This is a genomic window from Erwinia aphidicola (assembly GCF_014773485.1).
Lineage (GTDB): Bacteria > Pseudomonadota > Gammaproteobacteria > Enterobacterales > Enterobacteriaceae > Erwinia > Erwinia aphidicola.
In genome coordinates this window covers 313,829-329,294 of sequence record NZ_JACXBP010000002.1, presented here as the reverse complement: position 1 = coordinate 329,294, position 15,466 = coordinate 313,829, and the positions used below count along the sequence as shown (strand labels likewise).

The 15,466-nt window shown below is 60.2% G+C and carries 15 protein-coding genes, 1 tRNA gene and 1 pseudogene; 11 read left to right on the top strand and 6 right to left on the bottom strand.

Annotation, left to right across the window (positions count from 1 at the left end; all coding sequences use genetic code 11):
* Positions 1-3: 3 nt before the first annotated feature.
* The gene (gene pqqF / locus ID864_RS05920; RefSeq protein WP_191149553.1) at positions 4-2,361 is read left to right on the top strand and encodes a pyrroloquinoline quinone biosynthesis protein PqqF; all 2,358 of its coding nucleotides are present in this window, start codon (positions 4-6) and stop codon (positions 2,359-2,361) included.
* A gap of 37 nt (positions 2,362-2,398) precedes the next feature.
* Here pqqF and ID864_RS05915 read toward each other — a convergent pair whose 3' ends face one another.
* A complete protein-coding gene (locus tag ID864_RS05915; protein ID WP_191149552.1) occupies positions 2,399-2,764 on the bottom strand; it encodes a hypothetical protein in 366 nt (121 codons plus the stop codon).
* Positions 2,765-3,215: 451 nt separating this feature from the next.
* Between ID864_RS05915 and ID864_RS05910 the strand changes: the two genes are divergently transcribed.
* The 6 genes from ID864_RS05910 to ID864_RS05885 all read left to right on the top strand — a co-directional run bounded on the left by ID864_RS05910 (position 3,216) and on the right by ID864_RS05885 (position 7,002).
* Positions 3,216-3,779, top strand: a complete 564-nt coding sequence (locus tag ID864_RS05910; protein ID WP_048917293.1) for a peroxiredoxin — start codon at positions 3,216-3,218, stop codon at positions 3,777-3,779.
* Positions 3,780-3,803: 24 nt separating this feature from the next.
* Positions 3,804-5,042 (top strand): protein-disulfide reductase DsbD family protein, encoded by a 1,239-nt coding sequence (locus ID864_RS05905; RefSeq protein ID WP_191149551.1) that lies wholly within the window; start codon positions 3,804-3,806, stop codon positions 5,040-5,042.
* Between the two features lie 56 nt (positions 5,043-5,098).
* A complete protein-coding gene (locus ID864_RS05900) occupies positions 5,099-5,656 on the top strand; it encodes a sigma-70 family RNA polymerase sigma factor (RefSeq protein ID WP_099754353.1) in 558 nt (185 codons plus the stop codon).
* Entirely contained in the window at positions 5,643-6,302 is a 660-nt protein-coding gene (locus ID864_RS05895) for an NrsF family protein (protein WP_191149550.1), read from the top strand. Before ID864_RS05900 ends, ID864_RS05895 begins: the two co-directional genes overlap by 14 nt.
* Positions 6,303-6,440: 138 nt before the next feature.
* Positions 6,441-6,635 (top strand): hypothetical protein, encoded by a 195-nt coding sequence (locus ID864_RS05890; RefSeq protein ID WP_099754355.1) that lies wholly within the window; start codon positions 6,441-6,443, stop codon positions 6,633-6,635.
* 25 nt (positions 6,636-6,660) lie between these two features.
* Positions 6,661-7,002, top strand: coding sequence for a HigA family addiction module antitoxin (locus tag ID864_RS05885; RefSeq protein ID WP_191149549.1), 342 nt, complete (start codon positions 6,661-6,663; stop codon positions 7,000-7,002).
* A 5-nt stretch (positions 7,003-7,007) separates the two neighbouring features.
* Here ID864_RS05885 and ID864_RS05880 read toward each other — a convergent pair whose 3' ends face one another.
* From ID864_RS05880 to ID864_RS05870, 3 genes are all read right to left on the bottom strand, one after another.
* A complete protein-coding gene (locus tag ID864_RS05880; protein WP_263575956.1) occupies positions 7,008-7,370 on the bottom strand; it encodes a hypothetical protein in 363 nt (120 codons plus the stop codon).
* Between the two features lie 240 nt (positions 7,371-7,610).
* Positions 7,611-7,687: transfer RNA gene (locus ID864_RS05875), tRNA-Ile, on the bottom strand.
* Between the two features lie 139 nt (positions 7,688-7,826).
* Positions 7,827-8,618: an SDR family NAD(P)-dependent oxidoreductase gene (locus tag ID864_RS05870; RefSeq protein WP_187497509.1), complete on the bottom strand. Its 792-nt coding sequence runs from the start codon at positions 8,616-8,618 to the stop codon at positions 7,827-7,829.
* A 152-nt stretch (positions 8,619-8,770) separates the two neighbouring features.
* Between ID864_RS05870 and ID864_RS05865 the strand changes: the two genes are divergently transcribed.
* Complete coding sequence (locus ID864_RS05865; RefSeq protein WP_187497508.1) at positions 8,771-9,352, top strand: TetR/AcrR family transcriptional regulator; 582 nt, start codon at positions 8,771-8,773, stop codon at positions 9,350-9,352.
* Here the strand turns inward: ID864_RS05865 and ID864_RS05860 are convergent.
* Positions 9,349-9,903 carry a histidine phosphatase family protein gene (locus tag ID864_RS05860; RefSeq protein WP_048914704.1) on the bottom strand — a complete coding sequence of 185 codons (555 nt, stop codon included), beginning with the start codon at positions 9,901-9,903 and terminating at the stop codon, positions 9,349-9,351. The two genes, ID864_RS05865 and ID864_RS05860, sit on opposite strands and share 4 nt — an antisense overlap.
* Positions 9,904-10,470: 567 nt before the next feature.
* On the opposite strand from ID864_RS05860, the gene ID864_RS05855 reads away from it, so the two are divergent.
* The 3 genes and pseudogenes from ID864_RS05855 to ID864_RS05845 all read left to right on the top strand — a co-directional run bounded on the left by ID864_RS05855 (position 10,471) and on the right by ID864_RS05845 (position 13,910).
* The gene (locus ID864_RS05855) at positions 10,471-11,865 is read left to right on the top strand and encodes an MFS transporter (RefSeq protein ID WP_048914705.1); all 1,395 of its coding nucleotides are present in this window, start codon (positions 10,471-10,473) and stop codon (positions 11,863-11,865) included.
* A gap of 82 nt (positions 11,866-11,947) precedes the next feature.
* Positions 11,948-12,909, top strand: a pseudogene (locus ID864_RS05850) (LacI family DNA-binding transcriptional regulator).
* 14 nt (positions 12,910-12,923) lie between these two features.
* Positions 12,924-13,910: a nucleoside hydrolase gene (locus ID864_RS05845; protein ID WP_191149547.1), complete on the top strand. Its 987-nt coding sequence runs from the start codon at positions 12,924-12,926 to the stop codon at positions 13,908-13,910.
* A 134-nt stretch (positions 13,911-14,044) separates the two neighbouring features.
* Here the strand turns inward: ID864_RS05845 and ID864_RS05840 are convergent, their stop codons facing one another.
* Positions 14,045-15,460, bottom strand: a complete 1,416-nt coding sequence (locus tag ID864_RS05840; protein ID WP_191149546.1) for a PepSY-associated TM helix domain-containing protein — start codon at positions 15,458-15,460, stop codon at positions 14,045-14,047.
* Positions 15,461-15,466 lie beyond the last annotated feature (6 nt).

The window sequence follows — 15,466 nt, the reverse complement described above, 5'->3', positions numbered from 1 at the left end:
CGGATGCTGCGCCTCAGTAACGGCCTGCGGGTTGAGCGGGTCAGCGACCCGCAGGCAACCCGTGCGGCGGCGCTGCTGCAGGTTGATGTCGGCAGCCACCAGGAACCGGACGCGTGGCCGGGGCTGGCGCATCTGCTGGAGCATCTGCTGTTCGCCGGTAGCCGCAGCTTCAGCGGCGCGCAGCGGCTGATGAGCTGGCTGCCCGCGCAGGGTGGCCGGCTGAATGCCACCACCCAGGGCAGCAGCACGGCTTTCTTCTTCGAGTGCGCGCCCTCCCAGCTGGCAGAAGCGCTGGCGCGGCTTAGCGATATGCTGGCGGCGCCGCTGCTGGCTGAGGAGGCCATCCGCCAGGAAATCGCCACCCTCGACGCCGAGTGCCAGCTGCTGAGCAGCCATCAGGAGACGCTGTGTGAGGCGGCGCTCAGCAGCGCCTTTCAGCCGCATCCGTGGCAGCGTTTTCAGGCGGGCAATGCCCGGCATTTTGGCAGCGACATCGCGGCGCTGCTTGCCGCGCTGCGCCAGTTCCATCAGCGCTATTACCGCGCGCCGCATATGACGCTGTGGCTGCACGGGCCGCAGAGTGACGACGAGCTAGGGCAGCTGGCGCAGCATCACGCCAGCACGTTCGTCAGCGAGGAGGTCGCCCTGGCGCCGCTGCCCGCGCTGCGCCTGGCTCCGCAGCGGGATATCGCCCTGCAGCTCAGCGGTGCGCCGCGCCTGCGCCTCTCATACCTGCTGGACGGGGAGTATCAACGCGAGCTGACGCTGCTGCGCCAGCTGCTGCTGGATGAAGCAGAGGGCGGGCTGATGGCCGCGCTGCGCGCCGACGATCTCGCCGATGAGGCGCGCCTGCTGCTGGCTTACCGCAGCGCTTCGCAGACGGTGGTCAGCATTGAGCTGACGCTGGTGGATCGGCAGCAGTCCGCGGCGGTGGAAGGGCGGGTGCTGCACTGGCTCCAGCAGCTCACGCAGCTCACCGCGCAGCAGCGCCAGCACGCGGCGCAGCTGGCGGATCGGCACTTTTCCCGGCTGCCGCCGATGGACCAGCTGCGCGAACGGGCGTTTGGCTTTGCGCCCGTGCAGGCAGCCGATGTGGATCTCAACGCGCTGCTGGAGGGGCTGCACCCGGCGCGCGCGACCCGCCTGCGCATCTCCGATCGGCCGCTGCCGCTGCGGGCTGCGCAGGGGTTCCCCTTACGCTACCAGCCAGGGCCGTTTAAACCGGCACGCCGCGCTGGCCCGGATCTGCGCTTCTATCCGCAGCCTGGCGGCACGGTAACGCCAACATTGCCGGTGCATCAGGCATTACTCCACCATCAGCCCGGCCCTGAGCAACCGATCCTGCTGCTCAGCCCGCTGGAGGCGCTGCCTGCGTCCTGGGGCGAGATCCTGCAGGCCAGCCTGCGATCGCTGGCGGCCAGCTGCGTGCATCAGGATGCCGCACTCAGCGTCAGCCGCCATCAGGGGCTGTGGTTGATCCAGCTCAGCGCCAGTCCGCTGCTGATGGTGAGCACGCTGAGCGATCTGATCGTCCGCCTGCGATCGCTCGCGCCGCAGGCGATCGCCCAGGGCAAACGCGCACATCAGCGCCAGCAGCAGGCGCGGCATGCAGGCATTGCGGTACGTGCGCTGCTGGAGGCGTTACCGGAACTGCTGCAGGCGGCCGGTGACACTCCGGCAGGCAACATGCTGCCCCACGTTGCCTGGCAGGCCACGCTGGAAGGGGGCGACGCGGCGCTGCATCAACAGCTGGCGCAGCTGCTGAGTGCCTTCCCCGGCGCAATCAACCCGGCGGTGCGCGCCTTGGCCGAGCCCATCGCGCCGCAGCCTGAATATGCCATTGCCACCGCCAGCCCCGACGCCGCGCTGCTGCTGTTCTGCCCACTGGCAGAGAATAGCGCCGCATGCCTCGCCGCGTGGCAGCTGCTGGCGCTGATCTATCAGCCGGCTTTTTTCCAGCGCCTGCGCGTGGAGCAGAATATTGGCTATGTGGTCAGCTGTCGTTTTCAGCAGGTAGCGGGCCAGCCTGGCATCCTGTTTGCGCTGCAGTCGCCCACCTTCAGCGTGGCGCAGCTGTGGCAGTGCATTGACGAATTTTTATCGCAGATGACGCAGCAGCTGGCCGCAATGACGGCGCAGCAGCTGGCGGATAATCAGGCGGTGTTAACCGGGTCGCTGGACAGCAGCAGCCAGGACGCGCTGGTGCTCAGCCTTGAGCGCTGGCAGCAGCGCCAGAGCGTTGCCGCGCCGCTGACGCAGGGCGCGATTGCCGGGCTGGGCCTCGAACGGCTTCAGCATTGCCACCTGCAGCTGTGCCAGCAGCGTGAACGCTGGTGGCGGGTGAGTAATCAGCTTAAATGAGGGGGCAGGCCATCTGATATGACCTAATGTGACGTAATTACCAGCTAAGTTTCTCGCCGCTGGCTTTTACATTTTGTTTGTACATCATATCTAAGTTGTTGTAATTACACATATCAATAGCGCCCTGGCAATAATCCGCAATCACTTTGTCCATTACTGGGCGATTTTTGGCTTGTGTCATCTGCTTGAAAGCCTTGAGGTTTTGCTTTTCCATCATGCGCAACGTGGTAGGTTGGCACATATCGATACTGCCTTCACAGTAGTCTTTTTTCACTTTTGCCTGAATGTATTCAATCACTTCTTTTTTTTGGGCTTCCGACCCGTCGAAATCCATTGGATGAATAAAGGCAGCGTGCAGATTAAAAGCAGCAGTGAACAGGGCTAACCCCAGAATTTTTTTCATGAACATCTTCCATGGTTGTTAAATCATTAGCTGTGTTGCTGAATTCTAACATCAACGCAAAAAATTGTTGAATACCGAGCCTTAAACACCGCATAAAATATTTCGGGCTTATCCCAGTCAGGCGCCAGCCTTCAACACTGGTTTCAGAGAGGGTACGCAAAATCTTTATCCGTTGCTTCTCGCGCTAATCCAGGGCAAAGCGTGCACTTATCGCCTGCTGATTCCTCTTCCGCCTGCAACATTGTGTCGCGTGGATGCTGGGGGCGTTTCACCCGCTGGATATCCGCGAAGCCTCGCCGCGGGATATGACCCTGGCGCAGGCGCTGCAGCTGACCGGATAGTCGCGCCAGTGAAAAATATTTTCACCCGACCGCAACCTTTGCCCAAACTCCAGCGAAACTCCAGTTAAGGTCATCAGGCACTCTGCCTTTTTTCATACTGGAGAAACAACATGCGTTACAAAACCTCGTTAAGTACGCTGGCTGCCGCAGCCGTTCTGAGCCTGACACTGCCCGTCACCTCCGCGCTCGCCGCGCTGCAGGTGGGCGAGAAAGCCCCCGATTTCAACCTGAGCGCTGCGCTGGCGGGTAAAGCCACCACCTTTAATCTGCAGCAGGCGCTGCAAAAAGGGCCGGTGGTGCTCTACTTCTTCCCGGCCGCCTTCAGCGCGGGCTGCACGCTGGAAGCGCACGACTTTGCCGAAGCCACCGATGAGTTCAAAAAACAGGGCGCCACCGTGATTGGCGTTACCGCCGGTAACGTTGACCAGATTGCTAAATTCTCCCAGCTTGAGTGCCGCGACAAGTTCACCGTGGCCGCTGACCCAGGCGCGAAAGTGGCCGCAGAGTATAAAAGCACCATGGAGATGAAAGGCCAGACCCTCTCTGACCGTACCTCTTACGTGATTGCGCCCGATGGCAAAATCCTGCTGAGCTACACCGATAAAAACCCGGACGCGCATATCCAGAAAGCGCTGGACGCGGTGAAAAAATATCGTCAGGCCAACCCGGCTTAACTTCCTAACCTGAGTGGGTTCATCATGCTGACTGCCATCGCCGCCGCCTTCCTTGGCGGCATTATTCTCAATCTGATGCCGTGCGTGTTTCCGGTTATCTCGCTGAAGGCGCTGAGCCTGATCCGCCACCACGACAAACCCGCCCAGGCGCGGGCTGAAGGGCTTGCGTTTCTGGCGGGCGTGGTGGTCACCATGCTGCTGCTGGTGGGCGTACTGCTGCTGGCCCGCTCCGGCGGCTCGGCGGTGGGCTGGGGCTTCCAGCTGCAGTCGCCGCTGGTGATTGCGCTGCTGATCCTGGTGATGCTGCTGTCGGCACTGAACCTGTTTGGCCTGTTTGAAGTGGGCATGTCGGTGCAGCGCGTCGGCGAAGTCGGCAGCGGGCGCGGCGGTCTGACCGGCTCGGCGCTGACCGGGGCGCTGGCGATTATCGTCGCCACCCCTTGCAGCGCGCCGTTTATGGCCAGTGCGGTCGGCTATGCGCTGACCCAGCCGCCCGCCGTCAGCGTGGTGATCTTTATCGCGCTGGCGCTCGGTTTTGCCGCGCCCTTTACTCTGGTCTCCTTCTTCCCGCTTCTGGCACGCGTGCTGCCAAAACCGGGCACCTGGATGGTGACGCTGAAGCATGCGCTGGCTTTCCCGATGCTCGCTGCGGTGGCGTGGCTAATCTGGGTACTGGAGCGCCAGGCGGGATCGGCGGCGCTGGCGGCGATCCTCGGCTGCTGTCTGCTGGTGAGCTTTGCCGCCTGGCTGTATGGCATGGCGCAGAAACGCCGTATGATGGGCCAGCGCCACTGGGCGCTGCACATTGCTACCGCGCTATTTATTTTGCTGGCGGTGCCGCCGCTGGCTAACCTTAAAGCGTCGGCGGATGAGCCAGGCAGCGCGCAAGCTTCTGAAGCCGCCGCCGCCGTGGCGTGGTCCCCGGCCAACGTCGATGCGATTAAAGGGCAGGGCAAACCGATCCTGGTGAACTTTACCGCGTCATGGTGCATTACCTGCCAGGTCAACGACCGCACCTCGCTGTCGACCCAGGCGGTGAAGGCGGCAATGGCGCGTACCGATACCATCTATATGATCGCCGACTCGACAAAGTACAATCCGGACGTGGAGCAGGCGCTGAGTGATTTTGGCCGGGGTGGATTACCGCTCTACGTGGTTTATCCGGCCGACGGCGGTAAGCCGGTGGTGCTGCCGCAGGTGCTGACGCCAAACATTGTGATCTCGGCGCTCGATAAAGCGACAGCCGGCGCAAAAAAAACGTAAACAGACGGGAGTAAACCTCTGCGTAATGCGATGCCTTAAGTTTCTCAGGTCAGGCAATGGCGGACACTGACGCCCGCGCGCGGTTATGGCCAGCACTCATGGCCCGTGCCCAGGCAGGCGACAGAGACGCCTATAACCAGCTGCTGAAAGCGATGGTGCCCGCCATCCGCGGCTTCGTGCGCAAAAAAATCGCCGATGAGGCGCTGATAGAGGATGTGATCCAGGAGACGTTAATGGCGATTCACCGCGTGCGTCACACCTACGATCCCCAGCGCCCGATCCTGCCGTGGGTGGCGGCGATCAGCGCGGCGCGGGCGATTGATGCTCTGCGCCAGCGCGGGCGCCGCCACGAAGTGCAGGATGACGAAGCGCTGCAGCAGCAGCCCGCCCGTGAAGGGGCTTATATCACCACCGAGGGTGAAGAGTTAAACGGTTATCTCGGCAGCCTGCCGCTGCGCCAGCGCGAGATTGTTGAGTCCGTCCATCTGCGCGAGCAGAGCCTGGCGCAGGCGGCGGCGGAAAATAATCTGTCGCTCTCGGCGGTCAAATCACTGTTGCATCGCGCAATGCTCAACCTACGTAAATATGGAAGCGGTAATCATGAGAAATCATGACCATCTGATCGACAAACTTAGCGGCTCAGCCCGTCCGGTGAAGCGCACCTGGCCGACCGGCTGGCGCGTGGCTGCCTGGATCGCGGCGGTGCTGCCGTGCGGTACGCTCAGCAGCTGGGCGCTGCACTCCCGCTTCACCGACTGGACGCAGAGCGGGGCGCTGATGGCGCTCGCCACGCTGCTGCTCTCGCTGATTATCGGTGCCAGCACTATCGCCGGGGCGTTTAACCTCAGCATCGCAGGCCGCAAGCCGCTCGGGCTGCGCTGGGCCGCGCTGCTGGCCGTGCTGTGGCTGGCGCTCAACCTGCTGAACACCGCGCCCACTGCCGCCGTCTCTCAGCATGGCCGCTTCGGCGAGGGCATCCACTGCTATCTGTTTATGCTCTCCGCCAGCCTGCCGATGATTGTCATCTCCATCATCAGCCTGCAGCGCACCCGTTCGCTCTATCCGCGCCAAAGCCTGGCGCTGGCCGGCTGCGGCATCGCTTTTATGTCCTCGATGCTGCTGTCGCTGTGCCATGAGATCCACCTGCACGCGCTGGACTTCGCCATGCACCTCGCGGCGGGCGTGACGATTGTGGTTTTGACGGTGGTGCTGGGGAGGCGGTGGATTGGGGTGGGTGAAGTCAGTAAACCCCGGTTTTAAGTGTTTTACGGCCTTTATCGTAAAATGCGATTGATGGAATTTTATACTATAGTGCGGCGGTCTAATGCTGTCCTGTAATGGGAGAGAGAGGTAATATTCCCCCTTTCGCCAGAAGTTTTAGTCCCATCGGGAGGATTTATGCGTGAACTTCTCCGCAAGATGTTGGCAGCACCCGGAAAAATGATTCAGGGGGTGATGCATCAAGATGTTCAGCAGACTGATAACAGTAAAATTACCACTGATGCTCATGGAAATGCGTCACTGAACATGAGAAATCAACATGTGCGCGAATCGATGCGCGCCAGAATGGAAGAGCTAGCGAGCAAAAATTAAGGATAATTCAAAAGGAGATTGAATTATGGCACTTACACCCCGTAAACCCAGCGCTGTTAAAGATATTCTTCAATACGAATATCTGGAGCCGCTTGGTTTAAAAATCAATGATTTAGCTCAGATGATCAATATGCATCGCAATTCTGTTAGCGCACTGGTCAATAACAACCGCAAACTAACGCCTGACATGGCCTTCAGGCTGGCCGCTGCATTTGAAACCAGCGTCGAGTTTTGGTTAAACCTGCAGAACAGCGTTGATATTTGGGAAGTTGAAAATGATGCACGCGCTCAGGAAGAGATTAGCCGGGTAACTTCCGTAACGGAATTTATGGCGAAGAGAAAAAGCCAGGAAGAACAGGCAGCATAGTGTTTTTAGCCTGTAATTAAAGGATATGATTGCCTGCTTCTGATTCCCTTCCGCGCCGCCAGACCACAAAGGTTGAGTGGTAAAAATACCTGAGCCATTTTATCGACCCTGTAAAAAACATCAAAAAAGCCATCGTGACAGGTGGCTAAATCAGCTGATGTCAAAACTACACTCATAAAGCTGCACGCGCCCTTCATTGCTGATGCGGTGAAGGGGGGAGTTCGGAATCCGCACCAGGCATCATGCAGGGCATACTGGATAGATGGACCCGCTCCGATTCGCACCATCTCCTCGCCGAGAATCCGCAATGCACGAGACAGCGTTGGCTGACTAATACCCATTATTTCAGTCAGTTGCCGGGAAGTCATCGGCCCCTGGTTGAGCAACTGGCGTATCCTGTCAGAGGGTTCATGCATAAGGTTGAATCGATTTATGAATAGATAAATGAATAGGTAGATGAATAGATAATCTATCAGTTAAATATCGACCAGTGACCATCCGGAATGGGCAGAGGGGAACAGGGAGACACTTTTGCGACACAAAGTCTGAGAAACAAAAAAGCCACCCCTTTCAGGATGGCTTAATTATATGATTATAAAGCTAAAATCTGGTGGCCCCAGCTGGACTTGAACCAGCGACCAAGCGATTATGAGTCGCGTGCTCTAACCAACTGAGCTATGGGGCCTGAGGCGCAGGATTATAATGTAACTGCGCGGCCCGATCCAGCGCTTAACCGTTGTCTGCTGCAATTCCAGGCAAATTTATTTTGGCCGGAACTGGTTGAATCATAACCGTTATCTGCCGCAGCCCGCGCCGCGCAGGCGTTAACGGTAGCGTGACGCTGACCGATCGCGTGATAAATCGGGGATCAGCGCCGCACGACTTGCCTCGTAGGCCTGCCATTTCTCAATGTTTTCCAGTGATGCAATCGTCACGCTCTCGCCCAGGTCGAGTCCCGCCAGCGCGGCATCAACCAGCGTATCAACCTCCATAATCATCTGCGGCGGCACCTCGTCCAGTGATTTGCCGGAGCGCTCGAAAATTTCGGTGCGCGTTAAGCCCGGCAGCACCGCCTGCACGCGCACGCCGTGCGCACTCAGCGACGCTTCCAGCGAACGGCTGAAGGTCAGCACAAATGATTTACTGGCGTTATACGCGCCGTTGAACATCTCATGCACCAGCGCCAGCACCGAAGCCACGTTGATCAGCGTACCGTGGCCGCGAGCTTTAAATGCATTGCCTGCGGCGTGCGCAAGGCGGGTGGGGGCGAGGATATTCAGCGCAATCATCGTCTCTACCCTGTCGATATCGTTATCGAGGAAGTCGCCATCCACGCTCATTCCGGCATTATTCACCAGCAGGCTGATGCTGGCGTCGCTGCGCAGGCGCTGCTCAACGCGGGCAAGGTCCTGCTTATTGGTCAGGTCCGCCGCCAGCACTTCGCTGCTGATGCCGTACTTGTCGGCCAGCTGCTGCGCCAGCTTCTCTAACCGCTGCTGGTCACGTGCCACCAGCAGGACGTTATAGCCGCGTGCCGCCAGGCGCTCGGCATAGACCGCGCCAATGCCGCTCGACGCGCCCGTAATCACTGCCGTACCCAAAGTTGCCGTTGTCATGGTTATTCCTCTATATGATGGTCATCATGTTTGCCCTGAGCTAATATGACGGTCATCATATATACTGTCAATACGCCACCCGCATTGAATATGACGATCATAATAATTACTCTGATAGCCCTTGCCTGTGGGCACTCATTCAGGAAGCCGTTATGTCAGAAGCAGTCAGTCACAAAGAACGTACCCGCCAGCGCATTCTCGATGAGGCGGCGGCGATCATGCGCGTGGTCGGCACCGAGGGGATCGGCGTAGCGGCGCTGATGAAGCGCGTTGGGCTGACCCACGGCGGCTTCTATGCGCACTTTAGCTCGCGTGACGATCTGGTGGCGCAGGTGGTCGGGCAGATGTTCGATCAGACCCACGCGCGCGTGCGCAGCGAAATAAGCGACGGCAGCGTCGCGCAGCAGCTGGCACAGCTGATTGACCTCTACCTGTCGCCCGAGGCGCGTAATGCACCGGAGTGCAGCTGCCCGCTGCCGTCACTGAGCGGTGAAGCTTCGCGCCTGCCGCCGGAGGCACGTCAGCGCTTTGACCAGGGGATTCAGGCGATGCATGCTTTGCTGGTGCAGTGGCTGAGTGCGCTGGGGCATGAAGAAGCACGAATGCTGGCGAGTTCGGTGCAGGCGGAGATGATCGGCGCGATGGCGCTGGCGCGCGCGATACCGGATGAAGCCCGTGCCGGGAGTGCGCTGCAGGCGTCGCGCACCGCGCTTAAGCAGCGTATCGGGATTTAAATCAGCGGCGGGTGGTAGATGGCACTGCTCCAGTGGCGGCTGCTGGCGTGTTTCTCCCCCAGCCAGCCGAGCTTGCGCAGCTGGCGCGCAATCAGTTTGTTCATGATGCCGTGGCCGACCAGCAGCACATCGCCGTGCCGGGATAGCGCAATCAGCTGCAGGGCGGCACGCGCCGCGCGCTGCTTTGCCTCGGCGTATGACTCCACCTCCCCTTTGTAGCCAAACAGCCACATTGCGCGCAGCAGCGGCAGCCACAGCAGCGGCGGCAGAGCAGGGAACGCCAGCGGCATCACCGGCATCGCCACCTCACGGTATAACGCATCGACGTGCTGCGCCTGCCTGCCCAGCTTCGCCAGCGACGAACGCGCGCGCGGCAGCGGGCTGGTGACGATCACCTGCGCCCGCGCCGCCAGCCGCAGGCTGCGTTCCGGCGGACGATCGCAGATCTCAGCCAGATCGTAAGCCTCGCACCACTGCGCCATCGCCAGCGCCGAGCGGCGGCCGGGGAGGTGGTGGTCGGGTTTACCGTGGCGCATCAGAGTTATGGTCATCGCATCTCGCCTGCTTATTCCGTCCGTCAGCTTAACCACTCCCCGGCATCAAGACAAACGCCCCGGCATTTTTCAGACGATGTCATCAAAGCGCAACATCCAGCGGTTAAAAACGTCGGGCCAGCGCGCGGTTTAACCTCATTTGTCTTAAGTTTTGCTGCCCCGTGGCGCGATAGAAAAAAATTGCATGTTTTTCACACGATTCAGCCCGTTGATTTTATTTGATTTTTTGGCAGGTCCTGGTTGTGAATGTCAAGATAATCTAATTAATTGTGCTGCGATGGCTTGATTTATCTACCCGCGTAGATACAATAGCTCCGTAGTGAAAATTCACGGTGCTTGATGGTTAGCAGTCACCTGAAGGTCAACTTAGTTTCGCGTAACTTATACGACTGGTCATTTTTAGACCGGCGGCGCAAAGCGAAGAAGCGTTCCAACACCAGGGAACCTTACACGACCTTTCGTCATGGCTTTTATATCAGCATCTTCACTGGCGAATTTTCCTCTGCGGAGGAGTGCGAACCAGGGAAGGTGACAAACTGAACTCCTCACATCAGGGAAATTTTCATGTCTACACCGCAAAACGTCGCATCGGATAGTGCAATGCCAGCCACCTCGGCGGCAGATGAACGTTTAACCACCCCCGAAGGACGCAAAGATTTCTGGCGTGCCACCTTGTCCTGCTGGCTCGGCACGGCGATGGAATATGCCGATTTCGCGTTATATGGCCTTGCCGCCGGGATTATCTTTGGCGATGTCTTCTTCCCCGAAGCCACCCCCGCCATGGCACTGCTTTCCACCTTCGCGACCTGGTCTGTCGGCTTTATTGCCCGCCCGATTGGCGCACTGTTCTTTGGCTGGCTGGGCGACCGTAAGGGTCGTAAAGTCGTCATGGTCTCCACCATCATCCTGATGGGCGCTTCCACCACGCTTATCGGTCTTATCCCCAGCTATGCTTCAATTGGCCTGTGGGCGCCTGCCTGTTTGGTGGTCCTGCGCTTTAGTCAGGGCTTTGGCGCAGGGGCGGAGCTGTCCGGCGGCACGGTGATGCTGGGCGAATATGCCCCGGCGCAGCGGCGTGGGCTGGTCTCTTCGATTATTGCTCTTGGCTCCAACAGCGGTACGCTGGTGGCGTCACTGGTGTGGCTGGCGGTGGTGCAGATGGACCAGCAGTCATTGCAGGAGTGGGGCTGGCGTATTCCGTTCCTGTGCAGCTCGCTGATTGCGCTGGTGGCACTGTGGATCCGCCGCCATCTGCGAGAAACGCCGGTATTTGAACGCAAGAAAGCGGAAGTTGAAGCGCAGCGTGAGCAGCGAATCGCCGCGCAGCCGCAGGAGGCCGATACCCGCGGTTTCTGGCGCCGCAGCCGTGCCTTCCTGACCATGATTGGCCTGCGCATCGGTGAGAACGGCCCGTCGTATCTGGCCCAGGGCTTTATCATTGGTTACGTGGTGAAAGTGCTGGCGGTGGATAAGTCCGTTGCCACCACTGCCGTATTTATCGCCTCGCTGCTCGGCTTCCTGATTATCCCGCTGGCCGGCTGGCTCTCGGACCGCTTCGGTCGTCGCATTACCTATCGCTGCTTCTGTCTGCTGTTAATCCTCTACGCCTTCCCGGCTTTTATGCTGCTCGATTCGCGCGAGCCGGCGATTGTCATTGCCACCATCGTCACCGGCATGGGGCTGGCATCGCTCGGGATCTTTGGCGTGCAGGCCGCGTGGGGCGTTGAGATGTTCGGGGTAACCCACCGCTACACTAAAATGGCGACGGCGAAAGAGATTGGCTCGATTCTCTCCGGCGGCACCGCGCCGCTAGTGGCTGCGGCGCTGCTCTCCTGGACCGGGCACTGGTGGCCGATTGCGACCTATTTTGCGGTGATGGCGGGCATTGGCTTCCTTACCACCTTTGTGGCACCGGAAACCCGCGGGCGCGATCTTAATGACCCGAACGATGCGATATAAACAGGGATAACGAACTCAAAGGATGCGTGAGCCGGGAACCTGTTCCCGGCTTTGAGCTGTTTCAAACCAAAGGAAAATGCCTGTGAGCAAACAGAACCCTCAGCGCGCAACCCGCGCCGATGTGGCGAAAGAGGCAGGAACCTCGGTGGCGGTGGTGAGCTACGTCGTCAACAACGGCCCGCGCCCGGTGGCCCCGGCCACGCGCGAGCGCTGGCTTCCGGCACCACCAAAACCTACGGGCTGGTGGTGCCGAATATCAACAATGCGTTTATCGCCTCGCTGGCAAATGCCTTGCAGCAGGAAGCTCAGGCCAATGACATGGTGATGCTGCTCGGCGACTCTGGCGATAACCGCAAGCGCGAGCTGCAGCTGATCAACAATCTGCTCGGCCAGCAGGTCAACGGCCTGATTTACACCAGCGTCGATCGCCACCCCTATATTGATGTTCTGCAGGCCAGCAATACGCCGTTTGTGATGCTGGACAGAGTCGATCCCAGCCTGCAGGTCAGCGTGCTGCGCGTTGATGAGCGCGCGGCTTCGCGCCAGGTGACGGCGCATCTGTTAAGCCACGGCTATCAGGACGTGGGGATTATCTCCGGCCCGCTGGAGATGCTTAACGCGCAGGATCGTCTGCAGGGCTGGCGCGAAGCGCTGGCTGAACAGGGCGTGGCGCAGCGCGAAGAGTGGGTTTTCGCCGCGCCTTACACCCGCAGCGGCGGTTATCAGGCGGCACAGCAGATGCTGCAGGGCGCCACTCGTCCACGCGCGCTGTTCACCGCCAACGAAGCGCAGGCGATTGGCTGCATCCGTGCGCTCTCCGAGCAGGGGATCCGCGTCCCGCACGATATTGCGCTGGTCTGTTTCAATGGCACCGAGCAATCCGCCTTTCATGTTCCTTCGCTGACCACGGTACGTCAGCCGGTGCAGGAGATGGCAAAAACCGCGATTAAGATGCTCGCGGCATGGAAAGGAGAGACCACGCTGCGTGAGTTTTCTCACCAGCTGGAAATTGGCGAGTCCTGTGGCTGCAAGCTGGCCCGATAATAAGAAACCGATAAATGAAACGATTAATTATTGATTGCGATCCGGGGAATGGTATTGCAGGCGCCAACGTCGATGACGGGCTGGCTATCGCGCTGGCGATGGCCGCTCCGGAGATCTCGCTGGAGCTGATCACCATCGTGGCGGGCAACACGCCCAGCGATGTCGGATACAGCGTGGCGAAAGATCTGATGGAGCGCACCGGGCAAGCGGTGCCGGTGATCAAAGGTGCGGATGCCGCACTGTGTGAACCCGCCGCCGCCTGGCGTGAAGCGCTGGATACGCGGGTGCACACCAGCCAGCTGGCACATCTGTGGCGCGGCGTGCGTCAGCCGCCGCCCTGTTCACCGCCGCCGCAGGAGGCTGCCGATGCGATGGGGCAGCTGATTTGCGCCAACCCGGGCAAAATTACCCTGGTGGCGATCGGCCCGCTGACCAATGTGGCGCTGGCGCTGGAGCGTTACCCGGAGATGGCCGATGCGGTGCAGGAGATCGCCATTATGGGCGGGGTGTTTGCGCTGGACGACTTTATTAAAGACACCAACTTTGGCATCGACCCGGAAGCGGCGCACAGGGTGCTGAGCAGCGGGGCAAACATCACCCTAGTGCCGATGGATGTCACCAGCCAGACGCTGATGACCCATCAGGATCTGAATCGCATCGCTAAAATCGATACGGTGCTGGCGCGCTTTGTCACCGAGACGCTGCGGCCGTGGATTGACTATTCCATCCATACCCGTCATCTGCCGGGCTGCTGGATCCACGATGCGCTGGTGGTGGCGTGGCTGCTGAATCAGCAGGTGGCCACCGCCGCTGACTATTTTGTCGATGTCGAGCTGCGGCCGGGCATGACGCGCGGGAAATCCTGGCGTTTCCGCCAGCCGCTGCGGGTGGATGTGGGTATCGGTCAGCCGCAGGGTGGGTTAGTCCACGTGCTGCAGACGGTGAATAACCAGCGCCTGCTGGGGATGCTGGAACGTTATCTGGCAAAGCCGTTGGCTTAAATCCCGGGTCGGGCATGCCCGCCCCACCGTAGGGGACGACCATTTTTTCCGGTCGTCCCGTGCCGATGATTTGCACCCATTACGATGAAGACCATTTTTCCGGTCGTCCCGTGCCGATGATATACATCGGGTGTTTATGTCGTGACACTACGCCAGCGCCACATATCTATCGCCAGCAGCACCAGCAGGCTGGCGCCCATCACCGGCAAGCTCACCGCCGCAACCGCAACGATCACCAGCAGCAGGAAACGGGCGCTGATTGAAAGCGGGCGCCAGCAGCCGAGCAGGGTATCCAGCGGGGCAACCCTGCCACCCGCCGGGCGGCGCAGCCACCACATGCGGTAGCCGATGACGATCATCACGCACAGCCCAAGGCCAAACAGCGCCAGCACCAGCTGATTCGCCAGCCCGAACAGCACCCCCATATGCGCATCCACGCCCCAGCGCGTCAGCTTCGCCAGCAGGCCAAACTGGGCGAACTCCACCTTATCAATCACCTGATTACTCTGCGGATTGACCGCCACGCTGTCGACCTGGGTTGGCCAGCTGCGGTCAATCTCATTCACCGTCCAGGCCTTATCCGCCTGGTAAGCGGGGCGGATCTCAAGCTTCGCCGCATCAATCCCGGCTGCCCGCGCTGCGCTGAGCACGCGATCAAACTGTGCGGGATGGATCGCCACTTGCGCGGCATCGTGCGCCATCATCCTATGGCCCTGATGCTCGGCGTGTTCATCCATCGGCATCGCCATCGCCGGTTCGGGATGCAGGGCCGTATTGACCTGGGGTGTTAACCAGCCGAAATGACTGCGCAATTGGGCGATATTCTCTCCGGCCCAGCGCGACCACGTCAGCCCGGTGGCGGAGAAAAATACCAGACCAAGCAGCAGCGCCAGCCCGAGCGTGGTGTGCCAGTGGCGCTGCCCGGCCAGGCGCTGCGCGCGCGTTGGCTGCGCACTGGCTTTACGGCGCGGCGGGCGGCGGGTGGCCCACAGCAGAGCACCGCCCAGCGCGGCTATCCACAGCCAGCTGGCGGCCAGTTCGCTGTAGTTGCGCCCGACCTCGCCCAGCAGCAGGCTGCGGTGCAGATAGTCGAGCCAGGTGCGCAGCGGCAGGATGCCGCTGGTGCCGTAGACGGTCAGCGAGCCGCGCACTTCCAGCGTTTTCGGGTCGATAAATATCGCCTGGCTCTCCGACGGTCCCAGACCGGGGCGGGAAAACATCACTCGCGTGGTTTCGCCCTCGTGCGGGGCCGGGCGTACCGCCACAATCCTCGCACCAGGTCCGTTAAACTCGCTGGCGCGCGCCACCTGGGCAGACAGCGGCTGGTCCACTCCGCTGGAGGCGGTAAACAGCTGCTGATGATACAGCGCCTTTTCCAGCTGCGGGGTCAGCACATACAGCGTGCCGGTCAGCGCGGCGATAAAGATAAACGGGGCGATAAACAGCCCGATATAGAAATGCAGGCGACGCAGCAGCGGCAGCACGCTGCTGCGGCTCTGGCTGGCGTGCAGGGGGATAGGTTTTAGTTGTTCTGACATAGTCTCTTCCATCCGCCT

Excerpts from the sequence above, each read along its gene's own strand:
- ID864_RS05870 (WP_187497509.1), bottom strand. The coding sequence starts at position 8,618 with ATGACAACGGCAACTTTGGGTACGGCAGTGATTACGGGCGCGTCGAGC.
- ID864_RS05890 (WP_099754355.1), top strand. The coding sequence starts at position 6,441 with ATGCGTGAACTTCTCCGCAAGATGTTGGCAGCACCCGGAAAAATGATT.
- ID864_RS05840 (WP_191149546.1), bottom strand. The coding sequence starts at position 15,460 with ATGGAAGAGACTATGTCAGAACAACTAAAACCTATCCCCCTGCACGCC.
- ID864_RS05880 (WP_263575956.1), bottom strand. The coding sequence starts at position 7,370 with ATGACTTCCCGGCAACTGACTGAAATAATGGGTATTAGTCAGCCAACG.
- ID864_RS05845 (WP_191149547.1), top strand. The coding sequence starts at position 12,924 with ATGAAACGATTAATTATTGATTGCGATCCGGGGAATGGTATTGCAGGC.
- ID864_RS05905 (WP_191149551.1), top strand. The coding sequence starts at position 3,804 with ATGCTGACTGCCATCGCCGCCGCCTTCCTTGGCGGCATTATTCTCAAT.
- ID864_RS05910 (WP_048917293.1), top strand. The coding sequence starts at position 3,216 with ATGCGTTACAAAACCTCGTTAAGTACGCTGGCTGCCGCAGCCGTTCTG.
- ID864_RS05860 (WP_048914704.1), bottom strand. The coding sequence starts at position 9,903 with ATGACCATAACTCTGATGCGCCACGGTAAACCCGACCACCACCTCCCC.
- ID864_RS05900 (WP_099754353.1), top strand. The coding sequence starts at position 5,099 with ATGGCGGACACTGACGCCCGCGCGCGGTTATGGCCAGCACTCATGGCC.
- ID864_RS05915 (WP_191149552.1), bottom strand. The coding sequence starts at position 2,764 with ATGAAAAAAATTCTGGGGTTAGCCCTGTTCACTGCTGCTTTTAATCTG.
- ID864_RS05865 (WP_187497508.1), top strand. The coding sequence starts at position 8,771 with ATGTCAGAAGCAGTCAGTCACAAAGAACGTACCCGCCAGCGCATTCTC.
- ID864_RS05855 (WP_048914705.1), top strand. The coding sequence starts at position 10,471 with ATGTCTACACCGCAAAACGTCGCATCGGATAGTGCAATGCCAGCCACC.
- ID864_RS05895 (WP_191149550.1), top strand. The coding sequence starts at position 5,643 with ATGAGAAATCATGACCATCTGATCGACAAACTTAGCGGCTCAGCCCGT.
- ID864_RS05885 (WP_191149549.1), top strand. The coding sequence starts at position 6,661 with ATGGCACTTACACCCCGTAAACCCAGCGCTGTTAAAGATATTCTTCAA.
- pqqF (WP_191149553.1), top strand. The coding sequence starts at position 4 with ATGCTGCGCCTCAGTAACGGCCTGCGGGTTGAGCGGGTCAGCGACCCG.